The organism is Stenotrophomonas sp. STEN014 (assembly GCF_056760315.1).
Genome location: NZ_JBRREN010000001.1, coordinates 132,443 through 149,225 on the forward strand (window position 1 = coordinate 132,443; position 16,783 = coordinate 149,225).

A 16,783-nucleotide genomic window follows, 5' to 3' on the forward strand; every position below is an offset into this window, starting at 1 on the left:
GGCGCAGTCAGCGTTTGACCGGTGTCAGGGGACCGACCTCGGTCGAGCCGATGGGTTGCTCGCTCACGCCGACGCGCCAGTTGCGGTCCTGATGCTGGAAATACAGTTCAGGCTTCCAGTAATGGGGTGCATAAAAGCGGCTTCCGGCGATGGTTACCACCGGGGCGAAATTGTCACCTTCCATTCCCGTGCTCGCCGCCGCACGCCGGACGCCACTGCCCCCCGGTGACAGGGCCAGGATGGTGACCCCGCCGGCAAACCCGGTATTGCTGCCGGCGCAGTTGCCTCGCCAGACGCGGGCGAGAGACATCATCGCCATAGCGTTCATACAACTTGCGACCCACGGCCAGCGCTTGGGCCTGCTCGGCCGGAGACAGGGCCGCCCAGTAGGCCTCACGCAGGCGCAGCAGCTCGGGGTAACCCCGTTCGGCGGCCAGATCCATCCATGCGTAGGCCGCCGGCCGGTCCTGTGGCTGGCCGTGTGAGCCATTCCACAGGATTTCAGCCACCAGGGCCTGGGACGGCTTGTCGGCGAAATGAGCCGCCCGCTTGAGTTGGCGCATCGCCTGGTCGTTTCTGCCGGCCTCCAGGGAGAGCTGGGCCGTGCGTCGGAAGTACAGGTCTCCGTGGCTGTTCGCCAGGCCGGCCATGAGCAGGTCCTCGTCCATGTGGATTGACGGTCCTTCGCTGTCCGCAGCGGTCAGCGGCGGCGGAGCCCCCAGGCAGGCCAGCAGCAGTGTTGCAACAACAGGGCGGACAGACGGCATGGTCAGGCTCCGGATCATGTCGGTGACCGGCCAAACCTAGCACACCCGCTAGTGGGCAATGGCGCTGCCCTCCATTCATTCCCCCGGTACAGGCCGGGTCGGCCTGGGCTGGCTAAAATGGCCGTCTGCCTGTGGAACCGCTCATGCTCGACAAGCTCAATCCTCCCCAACGTGCTGCCGTGCTCCATGCCCAGGGGCCGTTGCTGGTGCTGGCCGGTGCCGGCAGCGGCAAAACGCGCGTGATCGTGGAGAAAATCGCCCATCTGATCGGCATCGGCCGCTATCCGGCCAAGCGCATCGCGGCGATCACCTTCACCAACAAGTCGGCCAAGGAGATGCGCGAGCGTGTGGCCAAGCGTCTGCGCGTCGAGGATGCGGCCGAGGTGACGATCTGCACGTTCCACGCGCTGGGGCTGAAGTTCCTGCAGATCGAGCACCAGCATGTCGGCCTGAAGCGCAGCTTCTCGATCTTCGACGCCGACGATGCGGCCGCGCAGATCAAGGATCTGCTCGGCGGCAGCAATGCTAAGCCCGACGACATCGAGGACGTGAAAAACCTGGTCTCGCGCGCCAAGAATGCGGGGCTGTCGCCGGAGCAGGCGATGACGGCGGCGCGCAGCAGCCGCGAGAAGAACGCGGCGATGGTCTACGCGCTGTACCAGGCACGGCTGACCGCCTTCAACGCGGTGGATTTCGATGATCTGATCCGGCTGCCGGTGCAGGTGCTGGAAGAGAACCCGGACATTGCCCTGGCCTGGCGCGAGCGCATCGGCTACCTGCTGGTGGACGAATGCCAGGACACCAACGATGCCCAGTACCGCCTGCTCAAGCAGCTGGCCGGGCCGGCTGGCAACTTCACCTGCGTGGGCGATGACGACCAGTCGATCTACGCCTGGCGCGGCGCCAATCCGGAAAACCTGCAGCAGATGGGCCGGGACTATCCGGCGCTGCAGATCATCAAGCTGGAGCAGAACTACCGCTGCTCCAACCGCGTGCTGCGCGCGGCCAATGCGCTGATCGCACACAATCCGCACGAGCACCTGAAGACGCTGTGGTCCGACCAGGCCGATGGTGAGCGCATCCGCGTGTGGGAATGCCGCAACTCCGAGCACGAGGCCGAGAAGGTCGCCGCGGAAATCCATTTCCTGGCCACCAGCCGGCGCATTCCGTGGAGCGATTTCTGCATCCTGTTCCGCGGCAACTTCCAGTCACGGCCGCTGGAAAAGGCGATGCAGCTGGTCGGTGTGCCGTATCACCTCAACGGCGGCACTGTGTTCCTGGAACGGCAGGAGGTCAAAGACACGCTGGCGTGGCTGCGGCTGATCGTGAATCCGGACGATGACACCGCGTTCATGCGCGCGGTGCAGTCGCCCAAGCGCGATGTCGGTGCCACCACCCTGGCCAAGCTGGCCGAGCTGGCCTCGGCCAAGGACATGCCGATGGCGCAGGCCGCCGAGGCGATGGGCGCGCTGGCGCAGCTGCCACCGCGGGCGGCCAACAGCCTGAGCAAGTTCACCGACATCCTGCGCGCGCTGCGCATGGACATGCGGCAGCTGAGTTCGGGCGACTTGGTGCGGCGCGTGGCCAAGGATTCGGGGCTGCTGTCGGAGCTGCGCAACCAGGCCAAGGACACCAGCAGCTACGAGCGCCGTGCCGGCAACATCGAGGAGCTGGCGTCGTGGTTCGAGAGCGGCCCGCGCGGCGCCAGTGCCGCCGACATGGCCGCGCAGCTGGCGCTGATCTCGCGCAACGACAAGGACGATGGCGGCAACCAGGTGCGGATGATGACCCTGCACGCGTCCAAGGGCCTGGAGTTTCCCTACGTGTTCATCGTCGGCTGCGAGGATGGCGTGCTGCCGCACCAGGTCAGCCTGGACGAGGGCAATCTGCAGGAGGAGCGGCGCCTGCTGTATGTGGGCATCACCCGCGCCAAGGTGCAGTTGTGGATGAGCTACAGCAAGCTCACCCGCAAGTTCGGCGAGCACATCCGGCTCAAGCCCAGCCGCTTCTTCGCCGAGCTGCCGGCGGCCGAGATCCAGCGCGATGGCGCCGATCCAGTCGCCGATGCCGCACACAAGCAGGAGCGCGCCAAGGCCGGACTGGCGGCGATCGAGGCGCTGTTCGACTGAGCCGCCGGCTGATGGCACTTGCCAGCCGCCCGCGTCGGCGGCAGTTTTCAGGGGGCGTTCAACCCGGGCATGTCCGATGACGATGGTGATCCAGACCGAACGTCTGCGGCTGCGGCCGCTGCGTGATGACGCGGCCGATGCGGCGGCGATGCTGGAGCTGCTCAACGACCCGGGTTTCCACCAGTACATCGGTGACCGCGGCGTGCGTACGCTGGAGCAGGCGCGCGATTACCTGCGCAATCACACCTTCAGCAGCTATGCCACGCATGGCTTCGGCATGTACGCCATCGAGCGGCGCAGCGACGGCGCCTGGCTGGGCAATGCCGGACTGGTGCGACGTGACGGTCTGCCTTGTGCCGATCTTGGCTACGCCCTGCTGGGCGCCTACACCGGCCAGGGGTATGCGCTGGAAGCGGCACGAGCGGTGCTGGACTACGCGCGCAACACCTTGGGATTGGGCGAGCTGCGCGCGGTCGTGTCGCCGGACAACGCCCGCTCGGTGGCGCTGCTGGAAAAGCTCGGTTTCCGTAGTGACGGCACCGTGCTGTTGCCGGGCAAGGACGAACCGCTGCTGCTGTTGGTCAATGCCGTGAACTGAGGGCCGTCAGCCGCCCGGTTGCTGCTGCAGCCGGGCCAGCTGTTCCTGCAAGAGGGCCACTGCCGCCTCCAGCTGCAGCACGCGCTCTTCCAGCGCACTGTTGTCGGCCGCTGACGTCGCGCTGGCGGGGGCGCGGTACTGTGCGGCCAGGGCCTCCCCATCCACCGGGCCACACAGCAGGTGCATGAAACGGTCCTCGCGTTGCCCCGATGCGCGCGGCAGCAGGATCACCAGCCCGCGCTGCTGCAGGCGCTCGAGCTGATGGCGCAGATCATTGGCGTCGGCGAAGCGGGCCATGCGCTCGCTGCGTGCGGCCAGCTCGCCCGCGGTCTGCGGGCCGCGCAGCAACAACAGCCCCAGCAGCGCGACCTGCTGCCGCGGCAGGTCCAGTTTGGTCCCCAGCAGGTGCTCATAGCGCTCGGCGCGCGAGGAGAAGTGCTGGCGCGCCAGCCCCATGCCCTCCAGCTGGCGCAGCGCGTGCTGCACGTTGCCGGCGGCAAGGTTCATCACCGGCTCGCGCGCGGTCTTCTGGTTGGCCGCGACCTGCGCGGCGTTGACCGTCAGCGGGTAGGTATCCGGCGTGGTGGCCTCTTTTTCGATCAGGCAGCCCAGTACGCGGGCCTGGGCGGCATCGAGTACGGGCAGGTCGGCGGGCTGCTTGGCGTCGGTCATCATCGGTGGTCCGGTCACACGGGGGCGCAAGGATAGCCGAGCCGCCGGCCCGGGCAAGGCGGGGAGCCGGTAAACTGCGCGGGTTTTCGAACAGTCCGGTAGTCCCATGTCCCGTATCCCCGCCTTCACCCTGCTGGCCGGCGCCATGCTGTCGCTGGCCGCCTGCACCACCACCGACCGTCTCCACCGCGAGCCGGCGCCGGTTGCCATGGCTGCCCACGGCGCCCACGACAACCTCAACGCGGTGCTGTGGGTGCAGCGCTCGCAGGAATACCGCGCCAGTGCGTTGCAGATCTGGAAATCGGCCGGTGAGCACCTGGACCGCGCCCTGGCCGATCCGGACTGGACCGCACTGTTGCCGGACGAGGGCGGCAACCACCAGTCGGCCACGCTCAAGCCGGCGGTGGTGGTGGATGTGGACGAGACCGTGCTGGACAACTCGCCCTACCAGGCCCGTCTGGTGCGCGACGGCACCAGCTACAACGACGCCACCTGGGCGGCCTGGGTGGACGAGCAGCAGGCGCAGGCGGTACCGGGCGCGGTGGCCTTCGCCCAGCTGGCCGCGGCCAAGGGCGTGACCATGATCTACATCAGCAACCGCACCGCGGCGATGAAGGACGCCACCGTGGCCAACCTGCGCAAGGTCGGCTTCCCGGTGGCCGATGACAGCGTCTATCTGGGTCTGGGCACGCCGGTGCCGGGCTGCACCGAGGTCGGCAGCGAGAAGGGCTGCCGCCGCCAGCTGGCCGCACGGCAGTACCGCGTGCTGATGCAGGTCGGTGACCAGTTCACCGATTTCCTGCAGATCGAGGACAACACCTTGGCCAACCGCGACGCGCTGCTGGACAAGCACCAGGACTGGATCGGCTCGCGCTGGTGGATCCTGCCCAACCCCACCTACGGTGGCTGGGAGGGCGCCTCGTTCAACAATGCCTGGTCGCTGCCGGCGGACCTGCGCAACGGCGCCAAGCGCGAGGCGCTGGAGCTGGCCCGATGAGCCGCGCGCCGCTGCCGTTGCGCACCGATGAACGCCTGATCTTCGCCCTGGATGTGCCGGGCAAGGCGCAGGCCATCGAGTGGGTGGAGCGCCTGGGCGATGCCGTGTCGTTCTACAAGATCGGTATGGAGCTGCTCGCCTCGGGCGAATATTTCGATGTGCTCGAGGCACTGGCCAAACGCGACAAGCGTGTGTTCGTGGATCTGAAATTCTTCGATATTCCGGCCACGATCGCCGGTGTTGTCGGTCGTTTGTCGCAATGGCCGGTGAGTTACTGCACCATCCACGGCTGGCATCCGGCGATGATGGAGGCCGCCGCCGCGGCCAACACCTCGGACATGCGGCTGCTGGCGGTGACCGTGCTGACCTCGATGGGGCGGCCGGATCTGGCGCAGATGGGCATCGACCGCGAGCCGGTGGACGTGGTGGTCGAACGCGCGCTGGCCGCGCAGCGGGCCGGCATTGACGGGGTCATCGCCTCCGGCCAGGAGGCCGCGCCGATCCGCGCCGCCACCGGTGCCGGTTTCTCCATCGTCTGCCCGGGCATCCGTCCCGGCGGCCCGGTCGGGGATGACCAGCAGCGCACCGTGGGCGTGGCCCGGGCCTTTGCCGACGGCGCCGATGCGATTGTGGTCGGGCGGCCGATCCGGCTGGCGGCCGATCCGTACGTCGCGGCGCAGCTCATCCAGGCGGAAATCGCAGAATCATTCAAGTAAATCAATTACTTGAATTGTGATTCATGAAGTGTTGCATTAACTTAATCGGGCGCGTAGGCTACGTCCCGTCCGGCGTTGCCGGCCATGCGTCAAAACTGTCCACCGGCTCGCGCCGGCTTGAGGAGGTTCGCTGCCGGGTACCGGTGCGGCCTCTTTTTTTTGCCTGTTCACCCGCTGGACGGGCGCCGGGACGTAAGCCCCCGGTCTCCGCCGGCCGGTTTGCGCTTGCGCCATGAGGCGGGCGCGGCGGGACGGGGGAAGGAGCGCCGGCGCCCGCACGTGATGGCTGTGCTTGCTGGGCTCACCGGGCAGGCCTCAAGATGCCACCGCCCCCGGGGGAGGACCGACAACGCCATGCCACGCTCTTCATCACGCCGCCGCCCGTACCTGATGTCCGTGTCGCTGACCGCGCTGCTGTTGCTGGCTGCGTGCGGTCGCACGCCGCAGGAACTGCCCGGCGCGGCCACCGAGCCGGCCGCTGCCGTGCGCCAGCTGGCCATGCATCTGCGCAACAACGATCTGGTCGGCTACGCGCGCGCGGCGGTACCGCCGGCGCAGTACGCCGCGCTGGAAACTGCCTGGGCGCAGGGCCACAGCCGCTGGCCGTTGAGCGACTTGCCGCTGGATGAAAAGTTGCCGGCGTTGCTGGCCGCGCTTTCCGAGAAGAATGCCGAGCAGCAGCTGCGGCGCGCATTCAAGGCGCAACTGGAAGGGCAGGCCGCCAGCGTGCGTCAGGCCGCGCACTCGCTGGAGCTGTTCGGCGTGCAGTACATCACCCATCAGGGCGACTACAGCCCGGCCCAGCGTGCCCATTACGTGCAGCTGGTCGCCGCGCTCAGTGGCTGGGCGCAGGCCGCGCCGCTGTCCGATCCCACGCTGGCGCAGAGCGCGATCACCACGTTGACGACCGCCGCCCGCGCGACCGGGCTGGACAGCGTACAGGCCTTCCAGCAGGCCGGTATGACCGCCAGCCTGCAGCGGCTGGGGCCGTTCGCGGCCGCGCTCAAGCAGGTGCTGGCCAGCTACGGACTGCGGCTGGATGACAGCATCGACCAGTTGCGCACCGGTTTGGTCACGCAGCAGGGCGAGCAGGCCACCGTGCGCGTGCAGTACCCGCTGGCGGGCACGGAACTGGATCTGCAGGTGATGCTGGTGCGGCGCGATGGCCACTGGTACCCGGCGCAGACGCTGGCCGAGGTCGACGCGCTGCTGGCCGCCGCACAGGCCGCCGAGCAGGCCAGGGTGCAAGAGGCCGCGGCCGCCGCGCCGTCGGTGCCGGAAACCGCCGCGCAGGACGGCGGCGATAACGCTGGTACAGCGGCTAAGCCATAATGGCGCCGATGTCGAAACAGAAATCCCAGCCCGACCAGGGCGAGCTGCTGCCGCCGGACACCGCCCATGCGCCGTCCGCCTCTCCTGCCGCCTCCGCGGCCGGCACCGCCGCGCGTGCGCCGCATGTCCGCGCCGCCGGTCGCCGCCCGTTGTGGGCGCGCCTGCTGGGCAAGCTGATCGAGCCCTGGCTGGGGTTGAAGATCGAACCGGAGCAGGCCGGTGACCACGATGACGGCCGGCCGGTGGTGTACGTGCTGGAAAACTACGGCCTGTCCAACGCGCTGATCCTGGACAAGGCCTGCCGCGACGCGGGACTGCCCTCGCCGCTGGTGCCGCTGGCCGGCGACCTGACCGGGCGCAAACGCGCTTACGTGGCACTGTCGCGGCGCTCCAGCAACAGCGCGCTGATTCCCGAACAGCGCGGCGCCAAGACCCATTCGGACTCGCTGGCCAAGCTGCTGCAGGCGCACCGTGCCAATCCGGCGCTGGATGTGCACCTGGTACCGGTATCGATCTTCGTCGGTCGCGCCCCGGACAAGCAGAGCGGCTGGTTCGCGGTGCTGTTCTCGGAAAACTGGGCGCTGGTGGGCCGCTTCCGCCGGTTGCTGGCGATCCTGCTCAACGGTCGCGACACCATCGTCCGCTTCGCTCCGCCGGTATCGCTGCGCGAGACCGTGGATGAAGGCCTGGAGCCGGAGCGCACCGTACGCAAGCTGCAGCGCGTGCTGCGCACCCACTTCCGCCGGATCCGCGAATCGATCATCGGCCCGGATCTGTCCACCCGCCGCCTGCTGGTGGACAAGGTGCTGGAGTCCGATCCGGTGCGTGAAGCCATCGCGGTGCAGGCCAAGCGCGACAACTCCAAGACCACCGAGGCCTGGAAGAAGGCGCAGGGCTACGCCTGGGAAATCGCCGCCGACTACTCCACCCCGGTGGTGCGCTCGGCCAGCTTCATGCTCAGCCACGTCTGGAACCGCATCTACGCCGGCGTGCTGGTGCATCACCTGGACAAGTTCAAGGAAGCCGCGCCCGGGCATGAGGTCATCTATGTGCCCAGCCACCGCAGCCATATGGACTACCTGCTGCTGAGCTACCTGCTCTACGACCGCGGCATCGTGCCGCCGCACATCGTGGCCGGCATCAACCTCAACCTGCCGGTGGTCGGCACCCTGCTGCGCAAGGGCGGCGCGTTCTTCATCCGCCGCTCGATCAAGGGCAATGCGCTGTATTCGGCGGTGCTCAGCGAGTACGTCGCGCAGCTGGTGTCCGGCGGCTACTCGATCGAATACTTCATCGAGGGCGGACGCTCGCGGACCGGACGTCTGCTGCAGCCCAAGGGCGGCATGATCTCGATGACGCTGCGCGCGTTCCTGCGCCAGCCGCGCAAGCCGGTGCTGTTCCAGCCGGTCTACATCGGCTACGAGAAGCTGATGGAGGGCAACAGCTATCTGGACGAGCTGTCCGGCCGGCCGAAGGAGAAGGAGTCGATCTGGGCGCTGCTGTGGGGTATTCCCAAGGTGCTCAAGCAGAACTACGGCCAGGTGGTGGTGAATTTCGGCGAGCCGATCGCGCTCAACGACGTGCTGGCCAGGATGGCGCCGGAGTGGGACGGGCAGCCGGTTCCCGAGGACGAAAAGCCGGGCTGGCTGGCCGGCACCGTGGACACGCTGGCCACGCAGATCCAGGTGCACATCAACGGCGCCGCCGACGTCAATCCGATCAACCTGCTGGCGCTGGCGCTGCTGTCCACGCCCAAGCACGCGATGGGTGAGGCCGACCTGATCGCGCAGATCGAGCTGTGCAAGAAGCTGCTGGTGGAAATGCCGTATTCGGACCGGGTCACGGTCACCCCGCATTCGCCCGAGCGGATCATCGCCCACGCCGAGGAGATCAACGTCCTCACCCGCGTCAAGCACCCGCTGGGCGACGTGCTCAGCGTCAGTGGCGACACCGCGGTGCTGCTGAGCTACTTCCGCAACAATGTGCTGCACCTGTTCACGGCGTCGTCGTGGGTGGCGTGCTGCTTCCAGAACAACCGCCGCATGAGCCGCGGCGGCCTGCTGCGGCTGGGGCGCGGGCTGTACCCGTTCCTGCAGCAGGAGCTGTTCCTGCCATGGAGCGAGGACGAGTTCGCCGCGCGCATCGACCAGACCATCGACGTGTTCGTGCGCGAAGGCCTGCTGCAGCATGTGGGCGAGGACGACGGCGGCATGCTCGCGCGCAGCACCGGCCAGACCGACGAGGTGTTCCGCCTGCGTGCGATCGGCCATTCGCTGCAACAGGCCTTCGAGCGCTACTACATCGCCATCTCGGTACTGGTGAAGAATGGCCCCGGCACACTCGGTGCCGGTGAGCTGGAAGGGTTGTGCCAGCAGGCCGCGCAGCGCCTGAGCCTGCTCTATGCGCCGGCCGCGCCGGAGTTCTTCGACCGCACCCTGTTCCGCAGCTTCATCCAGAAGCTGCGCCAGCTGCGGCTGGTGTGGCCGGACGAGAACAGCAAGCTGCTGTTCGACGAACGCCTGGACGCCTGGGCCAAGGACGCCAAGTTCATTCTTGGCCGCGAACTGCGCCACACCATCGAGCGGGTCAGTCCCGAAGCGGTGAAGCCCGAGGCGCCTGCGCCGCAGGGCTGAGCGATGCGGCCAGCGCAGGGGGGGGCGGATGCCGGCGCGGCGGACTTCCGCAGGGCCGGTGCCGGGGTGTTGCAGGCACTCGCCGCCCGCTTGTCCGCCGTCGGGGGCGGTCATCCGATACGGGAGGGGCTCAGGCCGGCTCGTCCGGGATCAGCATCGCTTCCAGTTTGCCGATGCAGTCCTTGAGCTGCAGCTTGCGCCGTTTCAGCCGCTTGGCTTCCAGCTCGTCGTCCGGGTTGGCGGCCAGCCGCGCGATGCGCTCGTCCAGACTGCGGTGCTCTGCCCGCAGTTCGGCGATGCGCTGGCTGATCTGGTCTAGGGTCATGGTGTCCACAGCTGTCGAGCATACCCGGTTGCCGGGTTCAGCGAGAGCGGCGTCGCCAAGCCGGTAGAATGGCGCCAATGACTGCTGTTATTCCCCTTCCCGATCCCGCGCCGCGCGCCCGCGACCCGCGCGTGGCCGAGCGCGAGCACCACAAGCTGGCCAAGCGCCTGCGCCGCCAGGTGGGCCAGGCCATCGCCGACTTCGGCATGATCGAGGCCGGTGACAAGGTGATGGTGTGCCTGTCCGGCGGCAAGGACAGCTACACGCTGCTCGATGTGCTGCTGCAGCTGCAGAAGAAGGCGCCGGTGCCGTTCGAGCTGGTGGCGGTGAACCTGGACCAGAAGCAGCCGGATTTTCCCGAGCAGGTGCTGCCCGACTACCTGGCCGGGCTGGGCGTGGCGCACCACATCATCGAACAGGACACCTATTCGGTGGTCAGCCGGGTGATCCCGGAAGGCAAGACGATGTGTTCGCTGTGTTCGCGGATGCGGCGTGGTGCGCTGTACAACTACGCCGAGCAGAACGGGTTCACCAAGATCGCGCTGGGCCACCACCGCGACGACATGGTGGCCACGTTCTTCATGAACCTGTTCCAGCACGCCAAACTGTCGGGCATGCCGCCCAAGCTGCTCAGCGATGACGGCAAGCATGTGGTGATCCGCCCGCTGGCGTATGTCCGCGAGGCCGACATCATCGAGTACGCCGCCGCGCGCCGCTTCCCGATCATTCCGTGCAACCTGTGCGGCAGCCAGGAGAACCTGCAGCGCAAGCAGGTCGGACTGATGCTGCAGCAATGGGAGAAGGAGCACCCCGGTCGCGTGGAACAGATATCGCGCGCGCTGGGGACGGTGCGGCCTTCGCAGCTGGCCGATCCGGCCTTGTTCGATTTCATGGCGCTTGGCCGCCGCGCGGCGGCGCCGTTGCCGGACGCGCATGCGTGGCTGGCTGGCATCACCGCTGCGGGTGCTGAGACCGCCGACGCCTAAGTGGACGCCGTTGGCGTCTTTTTCTGAATTCCTCTTTACAGGCAATCCATGTTTTTCAAAAACCTGACGTTCTTCCGTTTCCCCTCGTCCGTTGATTTTTCCGAGATCGATACGCTGCTGCCGCCGGCCGTGCTCAAGCCGGTGGGCGCGCTGGAGATGAGCTCGCGTGGCTTCATCTCGCCGTTCGGCCGCGAGGAAAAGGAGCAGTTCTCGCACCGTCTGGGCGAGGCGCTGTGGCTGACCATCGGCGGCGAGGACAAGATCCTGCCCAGCACCGTGGTCAACGACCTGCTCGAGCGCCGGCTGGAGGAGATCGAGGAGAAGGAGGGCCGCAGGCCCGGTGGGCGCGAGCGCAAGCGGCTGAAGGATGATCTGCTGCACGAACTGTTGCCGCGCGCCTTCGTCAAGACCTCCCGCGTGGATGCGTTCTTCGATCTGGTCCACGGCTATGTGGTGGTCAACGGTTCCAGCCAGAAGACCGCCGAGAACGTGATGAGCGATGTGCGCGGGGTGCTCGGCAGCTTCCCGGCGATGCCGCTCAACGCCGAAGTGGCGCCGCGTTCGATCCTGACCGCGTGGATCGCCGGCGAACCGCTGCCCGAGGGCCTGAGCCTGGGCGAAGAGTGCGAGATGAAGGATCCGGCCGAGGGCGGCGCGGTGGTCAAGTGCCAGCACCAGGAACTGCGCTGCGACGAGATCGACAAGCATCTGGATGCCGGCAAGCAGGTCACCAAACTGGGCCTGGTGTTCGAGGACAACCTGTCCTTCGTGCTCGGCGATGACCTGATCGTGCGCAAGCTCAAGTTCCTCGATGGCGCGCTGGACCAGCTCGAGCATATCGATGAGGACGGCCACCGCGCCGAACTGGAAGCGCGCTTCGCCTTGCAGAGTGGCGAGATCCGCCGGTTGTTCCTGCTGCTGGAACAGGCGTTCAAGCTGAGCAAGGCCGACGCCTGACGCCACCGTGTTCCTGCCGCGCTGCTAACGCGGCGGGGACTAAGCTGCGACCATGTCCCGTCTGCTCCGCCGCCTGATCGCACCCGCCGCGCCGGTGATCCAGCGCGATACCGTGCGCCTGCGGCTGGGCGAAAGCGATGAGATCGACGTGCTGCGTGTGCGTGATCCCCGTGCGCGGCGTCTGAAGCTCAGCGTCGATGAGCGGGGCGCGCGCCTGACCTTGCCGCTGCGTGCGAGCCTGGCCTCCGGCGAGCAGTTCCTGCACGCCAACCGGCAGTGGCTGCAGCAACAGCTGGCCCGCTTCAGCGACCAGGCGCTGCCGGTGCCGACCCTGCGCCTGCGCCAGCCCGGACAGTTGCCGCTGCGCGGTGACTACCTGCCGGTGCAGTGGCAGGTCGGGCGGTTTGCGCGGGTCGAACTCGACGCGGAGGTGGCCTGCATCCAGCTGCCGGCGCGCGCCGGTGAGCCGGCGTTGCGGCGCGCGCTGCGCGAGTTCTACGAGGCGCAGATGCGGGCCGATGTCGGCCGCTGGCTGCCGGCGTATCTGCCCGGGCTGCCGCGGGCGCCGTCGCGGTTGCGGCTGAAGGTGATGTCCTCGCAGTGGGGATCGCTGGCACCGGACGGCTCGATGGCGCTGGATCTGGCGCTGATCCTCGGCCGTCCCTCGGCGTTCGAGTACGTGCTGGTCCATGAGCTGTGCCATCTATTGCAGGCCAACCACTCGCCGGCGTTCTGGGCCGAGGTGGAGGCGCGCTTCCCGCGCTGGCGGCAGGAGCGCGACTACTTCCACGCCGAGGGCCGGCGGCTGAAGGCGACCTTGCGGATGCTGCTGAGCATCACCCCGCCAGCGGACCGCTGAGCGGTGTACGCCGGTCCCGAGGAGGAGCGCCGGGCACGGCCGATCCCCCGCCGTTTTGAGCCCGCCACCGCACGATCTGGCACCGGGCGGCCCTCATCTGTGGTGCGTTGCCGCATCGTTTTGTCCGGGTGTGGCCGGCACTTGCGCAGCCGGCGTCCCTCCCGCCGCAGCGGCATCTGCGCGGGGTCCGTGGTCCTGAGCGGCGCCGTACAAACGGCGGCGATGCCGGCGGATATTGCGCAATGCAGCAAGTTTTCCACGCGGATATCGGTTGCCCGGACCCGGCGTTTACGGCACGATCCGGGCACGATTTGAATCGATTCAAATACTGCTGGGCCGGTGTCCTCGCCCCCCCGGCGCATGCCCAACGGCGTGCGCCGGGGGGCGTCTGCCGGGCTGGCACCTGATTTCAACCTGGCTCCGAGAGACACGTCCTTGAACCTGCCTGCCATCCCGCGCGTCACGCCCTCCCCCCGTCCGCTGCTGCTTGCGCTGGCGTTGCTGCCGCTGCTGGGCCATGCCGCCACGCCGGGGCTGTGGACCTCGTTCGAGCCGGGCCAGCCGGCGCCGGCAAGCGCCGCTGACACGGCGCTTTCGCTGCAGGTCGGCAGCGGTCCGCAGGCGCCGTACGCGGCCAAGGCCAAGGCCGGCTACAGCGGCCTGCAGGCGCTGCACTACGCCAGCAGTGGCGGCCAGGCGCGGCAGCGGCTGCTCGAGGCCGACGTGCTGGTCGAGGCCGATACCACGCTGTCGTGGCTGGTGCTGCCGGAGATCGTCGCCGGCGACACCGTGGCCTCGACCTACGTGTCGCTGGATCTGCTGCTCGATGACGGCAGCCGGCTGTCGGCCACGCTGGCGCGCGACCAGCATGGCATGGCGCTCGGTGCGCGGGCGCAGGGTGATTCCAAGACGCTGTATCCGCAGCAGTGGACGCGCAAGTCGGTGCGGCTGGGTGACATCGCCGCGCTGCGCGGGCGCCGCGTGGTCGCGGTCGAGCTGGAAGTGGCCAGTGCCGCCGGCACGCCGGTCTCCGGCTGGATCGACGATGTGCGCCTGGACGCACAACCGCGGCAGGTACCGCAGCGCGTGTCGGACTGGGTGTTGACCACCCGTGGCACCCAGTCCAACGGCACCTTCTCGCGCGGCAACAACATCCCGGCCACCGCGGTGCCGCACGGCTTCAACTTCTGGACGCCGGTGACCGATGCCGGTTCGATCAGCTGGCTCTACCACTGGAACGAGCGCAGCAACGCCGACAACCGGCCGCAGCTGCAGGCGCTGGCGCTGAGCCACCAGCCAAGCCCGTGGATGGGCGACCGGCAGACCTTCCAGGTGATGCCGTCGCTGGACCGTGGCGTGCCCGAAGCCGACCGCGGCAAGCGCGCGCTGTCGTTCTCGCACGACCAGGAGCAGGCGCGCCCGTACCGGTACGCGGTGAACTTCGACAACGGCATCGCCGCGGCCATCGCCCCGACCGACCACGCCGCTGTACTCCGTTTCGACTTCCCCCAGGACGGTGACGCCAACCTGCTGTTCGACAACGTCGACGCGCGCGGCGGCCTGACCCTGGATGCGGCCACGCAGACGGTAAGCGGCTACACCGACGTGCGCAGCGGGCTGTCCAACGGCGCCTCGCGCATGTACGTCTATGCCACCTTCGATACGCCGTGGCAGGCCAGCGGCCGCATCGACACCGGCCGGCCCACCGGCTACATCAAGTTCAACACCGGCAGCGCGCGGCGGGTGCAGATGCGCATCGCCACCTCGCTGATCTCGGTGGAGCAGGCCCGGCACAACCTGGCGCTGGAAATCAGCGCCGCCGATGATCTGGACAGCGTCGCCGCGCGCGCCCAGGACGCCTGGGACCAGCGCCTGGGCGCATTCGACATCGGCGATGCCAGCGACGACCAGAAGACCACGCTGTACTCGAACCTGTACCGCCTGTACCTGTACCCGAACTCGGGCCACGAGAACGTCGGCAGCAAGGCCGCGCCGGACTGGCGCTACGCCAACCAGGCCAGCGGCTCGGACCAGAACACTGACGGCAGCGCGGTGCGCAGCTATGTCGGCGTGCGTGACGGCAGGATGTACGTCAACAACGGCTTCTGGGACACGTTCCGCACCACCTGGCCGGCCTATGCGCTGTTCAGTGCCGACGATGCCGGGCAGATGGTGCAGGGGTTCATCGAGCAGTACCGCGCCGGCGGCTGGATCGCGCGCTGGTCTTCGCCCGGCTATGCCGACCTGATGGTCGGCACCAGCTCGGATGTGGCCTTCGCCGACGCCTGGCTCAAGGGCATCGGCGGCTTCGACCCGGCCGAGGCCTACGAGGCCGGCCTGAAGAACGCCACCGTGGTGCCGCCGGACCGCCATGTCGGCCGCAAGGGCATGGCCCGCTCCACTTTCCAGGGCTATGTCGAGGCCGGTATCCACGAAGGCCTGTCGTGGACGATGGACGGCGCATTGAACGATTTCGGCTTGGCCAACCTGGCCCAGGGCCTGTCCGAGCGGGCCGGCACGCCGGCCGCGCGTGAGCGTTACGCCACCGAAGCGCAGTACCTGCGTCATCGCGCCGCCGACTACGCCAACCTATTCAACCGTGACGCCGGCTTCTTCATCGGCCGCGACGCGCAAGGCCGCTGGCGCGTGGAGGGCAAGGACTACAACCCGGCGCAGTGGGGCTATGACTACACCGAAGCCAACGGCTGGACGTTCGCCTTCACCGCCGCGCACGACGGCGAGGGCCTGGCCGCGCTGTACGGTGGCCGCGCGCAGCTGGCCGCCAAGCTGGACCAGTTCTTCAGCACGCCGGAAACCGCCAGCCGCGCGCTGTCCGGTTCCTACGGTTTCGTGATCCACGAGATGACCGAGGCGCGTGACGTGCGCCTGGGCATGTACGCGCACAGCAACCAGCCGGCGCACCACATCCCGTGGATGTACCTGTATGCGGGGCAGCCGTGGAAGACGCAGAAACTGACCCGCGAGATCCTGTCGCGGCTGTATCTGGGCAGCGAGATCGGCCAGGGCTATCCGGGCGACGAGGACAACGGCGAGATGTCGGCGTGGTACCTGTTCGCCTCGCTGGGCCTGTATCCGCTGCGCATGGGCGCGCCGGAGTACGTGATCGGTTCGCCGCTGTTCCGCGAGGCCAGCGTGCGCCTGCAGAACGGCAAGCAGCTGGTGATCAAGGCACCGGCCAACTCGCCGCAGAACGTCTACGTGCAGTCGCTGAAGATCAACGGCAAGCCGTGGAACAAGGTCTGGGTGCCGCACGCGCTGCTGGCCGAGGGAGCGGTGCTGGAGTTCGAGATGGGGCCGCAGCCCTCACGCTGGGGTACCGGCGCCGATGCGCTGCCGCGTTCGCTGACGGCACCGGGCCAGCAGCCGACGCCGCAGCGCGATCTGCTGCAAGGGGCGAAGGCCACCGTGGGGGAGGGCGACCCGGCACCGGCGCTGCTGGATGACGATGCGGCCACCGACAGCCCGCTACGTGGCAATGCGACGGTCATCTTCACTGGCGCGGCCCAAGGTGCGGCGGCGATGTACACGCTGACCAGCGGCGGTGATCCGATCCGCAGCGCCAGCTGGACGCTGGAGGCACGCAGTGCCGGCGGCCAGTGGCAGGTGATCGACCAGCGCAGCGACGAAGCCTTCGCCTGGGCGCGGCAGACCCGGCCGTTCCGCATCGCGCAGCCGGGCAAGCATGCCGAATACCGCTTGCGCCTGGCCTCGCGCGACTCGCTGCGCCTGGCCGAAGTCGAGCTGCTGGCACCGGCCACGCCCTGATCCGCAAGGCGGCATGTGCAACGCCG

Annotated in this window: 14 protein-coding genes; 10 read left to right on the forward strand and 4 right to left on the reverse strand. The window is 68.2% G+C overall.

All coding sequences use genetic code 11. From position 1 onward, the window contains the following. Positions 1 to 7: 7 nt before the first annotated feature. Both ACVOMC_RS00530 and ACVOMC_RS00535 read right to left on the reverse strand, forming a co-directional pair. Positions 8 to 184 (reverse strand): hypothetical protein, encoded by a 177-nt coding sequence (locus ACVOMC_RS00530; protein WP_481522421.1) that lies wholly within the window; start codon positions 182 to 184, stop codon positions 8 to 10. Next, positions 174 to 767, reverse strand: a complete 594-nt coding sequence (locus tag ACVOMC_RS00535) for an SEL1-like repeat protein (RefSeq protein WP_481522422.1) — start codon at positions 765 to 767, stop codon at positions 174 to 176. The genes ACVOMC_RS00530 and ACVOMC_RS00535 overlap by 11 nt, the downstream gene beginning before the upstream one ends. Positions 768 to 910: 143 nt before the next feature. Here ACVOMC_RS00535 and ACVOMC_RS00540 point away from each other — a divergent pair, with 143 nt between their 5' ends. Continuing rightward, positions 911 to 2,896: a UvrD-helicase domain-containing protein gene (locus ACVOMC_RS00540; RefSeq protein ID WP_481522423.1), complete on the forward strand. Its 1,986-nt coding sequence runs from the start codon at positions 911 to 913 to the stop codon at positions 2,894 to 2,896. A 76-nt stretch (positions 2,897 to 2,972) separates the two neighbouring features. Next, on the forward strand, positions 2,973 to 3,494 hold the full coding sequence (locus ACVOMC_RS00545; protein ID WP_481522424.1) for a GNAT family N-acetyltransferase: 522 nt from the start codon (positions 2,973 to 2,975) through the stop codon (positions 3,492 to 3,494). A gap of 6 nt (positions 3,495 to 3,500) precedes the next feature. On the opposite strand, the gene ACVOMC_RS00550 is transcribed toward ACVOMC_RS00545, so the two are convergent. Then, positions 3,501 to 4,166 carry a YceH family protein gene (locus ACVOMC_RS00550; RefSeq protein ID WP_481522425.1) on the reverse strand — a complete coding sequence of 222 codons (666 nt, stop codon included), beginning with the start codon at positions 4,164 to 4,166 and terminating at the stop codon, positions 3,501 to 3,503. 106 nt (positions 4,167 to 4,272) lie between these two features. Here ACVOMC_RS00550 and ACVOMC_RS00555 point away from each other — a divergent pair, with 106 nt between their 5' ends. From ACVOMC_RS00555 to plsB, 4 genes are all read left to right on the forward strand, one after another. Next, positions 4,273 to 5,163 carry a 5'-nucleotidase, lipoprotein e(P4) family gene (locus ACVOMC_RS00555; protein ID WP_481522426.1) on the forward strand — a complete coding sequence of 297 codons (891 nt, stop codon included), beginning with the start codon at positions 4,273 to 4,275 and terminating at the stop codon, positions 5,161 to 5,163. Further along, positions 5,160 to 5,879, forward strand: coding sequence for an orotidine-5'-phosphate decarboxylase (pyrF, locus tag ACVOMC_RS00560; RefSeq protein ID WP_481522427.1), 720 nt, complete (start codon positions 5,160 to 5,162; stop codon positions 5,877 to 5,879). Before ACVOMC_RS00555 ends, pyrF begins: the two co-directional genes overlap by 4 nt. Before the next feature lie 390 nt (positions 5,880 to 6,269). Continuing rightward, positions 6,270 to 7,211, forward strand: a complete 942-nt coding sequence (locus tag ACVOMC_RS00565; RefSeq protein ID WP_481522428.1) for a hypothetical protein — start codon at positions 6,270 to 6,272, stop codon at positions 7,209 to 7,211. Between the two features lie 8 nt (positions 7,212 to 7,219). Further along, a complete protein-coding gene (gene plsB / locus ACVOMC_RS00570) occupies positions 7,220 to 9,844 on the forward strand; it encodes a glycerol-3-phosphate 1-O-acyltransferase PlsB (protein WP_199398888.1) in 2,625 nt (874 codons plus the stop codon). 130 nt (positions 9,845 to 9,974) lie between these two features. On the opposite strand, the gene ACVOMC_RS00575 is transcribed toward plsB, so the two are convergent. Further along, on the reverse strand, positions 9,975 to 10,169 hold the full coding sequence (locus ACVOMC_RS00575) for a YdcH family protein (protein WP_089153165.1): 195 nt from the start codon (positions 10,167 to 10,169) through the stop codon (positions 9,975 to 9,977). 68 nt (positions 10,170 to 10,237) lie between these two features. Between ACVOMC_RS00575 and ttcA the strand changes: the two genes are divergently transcribed. The 4 genes from ttcA (at position 10,238) to ACVOMC_RS00595 (ending at position 16,757) form a co-directional block, all read left to right on the forward strand. Further along, on the forward strand, positions 10,238 to 11,155 hold the full coding sequence (gene ttcA, locus ACVOMC_RS00580) for a tRNA 2-thiocytidine(32) synthetase TtcA (RefSeq protein WP_481522429.1): 918 nt from the start codon (positions 10,238 to 10,240) through the stop codon (positions 11,153 to 11,155). Between the two features lie 48 nt (positions 11,156 to 11,203). Then, positions 11,204 to 12,112: a recombination-associated protein RdgC gene (locus ACVOMC_RS00585; protein WP_054659591.1), complete on the forward strand. Its 909-nt coding sequence runs from the start codon at positions 11,204 to 11,206 to the stop codon at positions 12,110 to 12,112. Between the two features lie 52 nt (positions 12,113 to 12,164). Then, positions 12,165 to 12,971 (forward strand): M48 family metallopeptidase, encoded by an 807-nt coding sequence (locus ACVOMC_RS00590; protein ID WP_481522430.1) that lies wholly within the window; start codon positions 12,165 to 12,167, stop codon positions 12,969 to 12,971. A gap of 435 nt (positions 12,972 to 13,406) precedes the next feature. Further along, on the forward strand, positions 13,407 to 16,757 hold the full coding sequence (locus tag ACVOMC_RS00595; RefSeq protein ID WP_481522431.1) for a GH92 family glycosyl hydrolase: 3,351 nt from the start codon (positions 13,407 to 13,409) through the stop codon (positions 16,755 to 16,757). Positions 16,758 to 16,783: the final 26 nt, after the last annotated feature.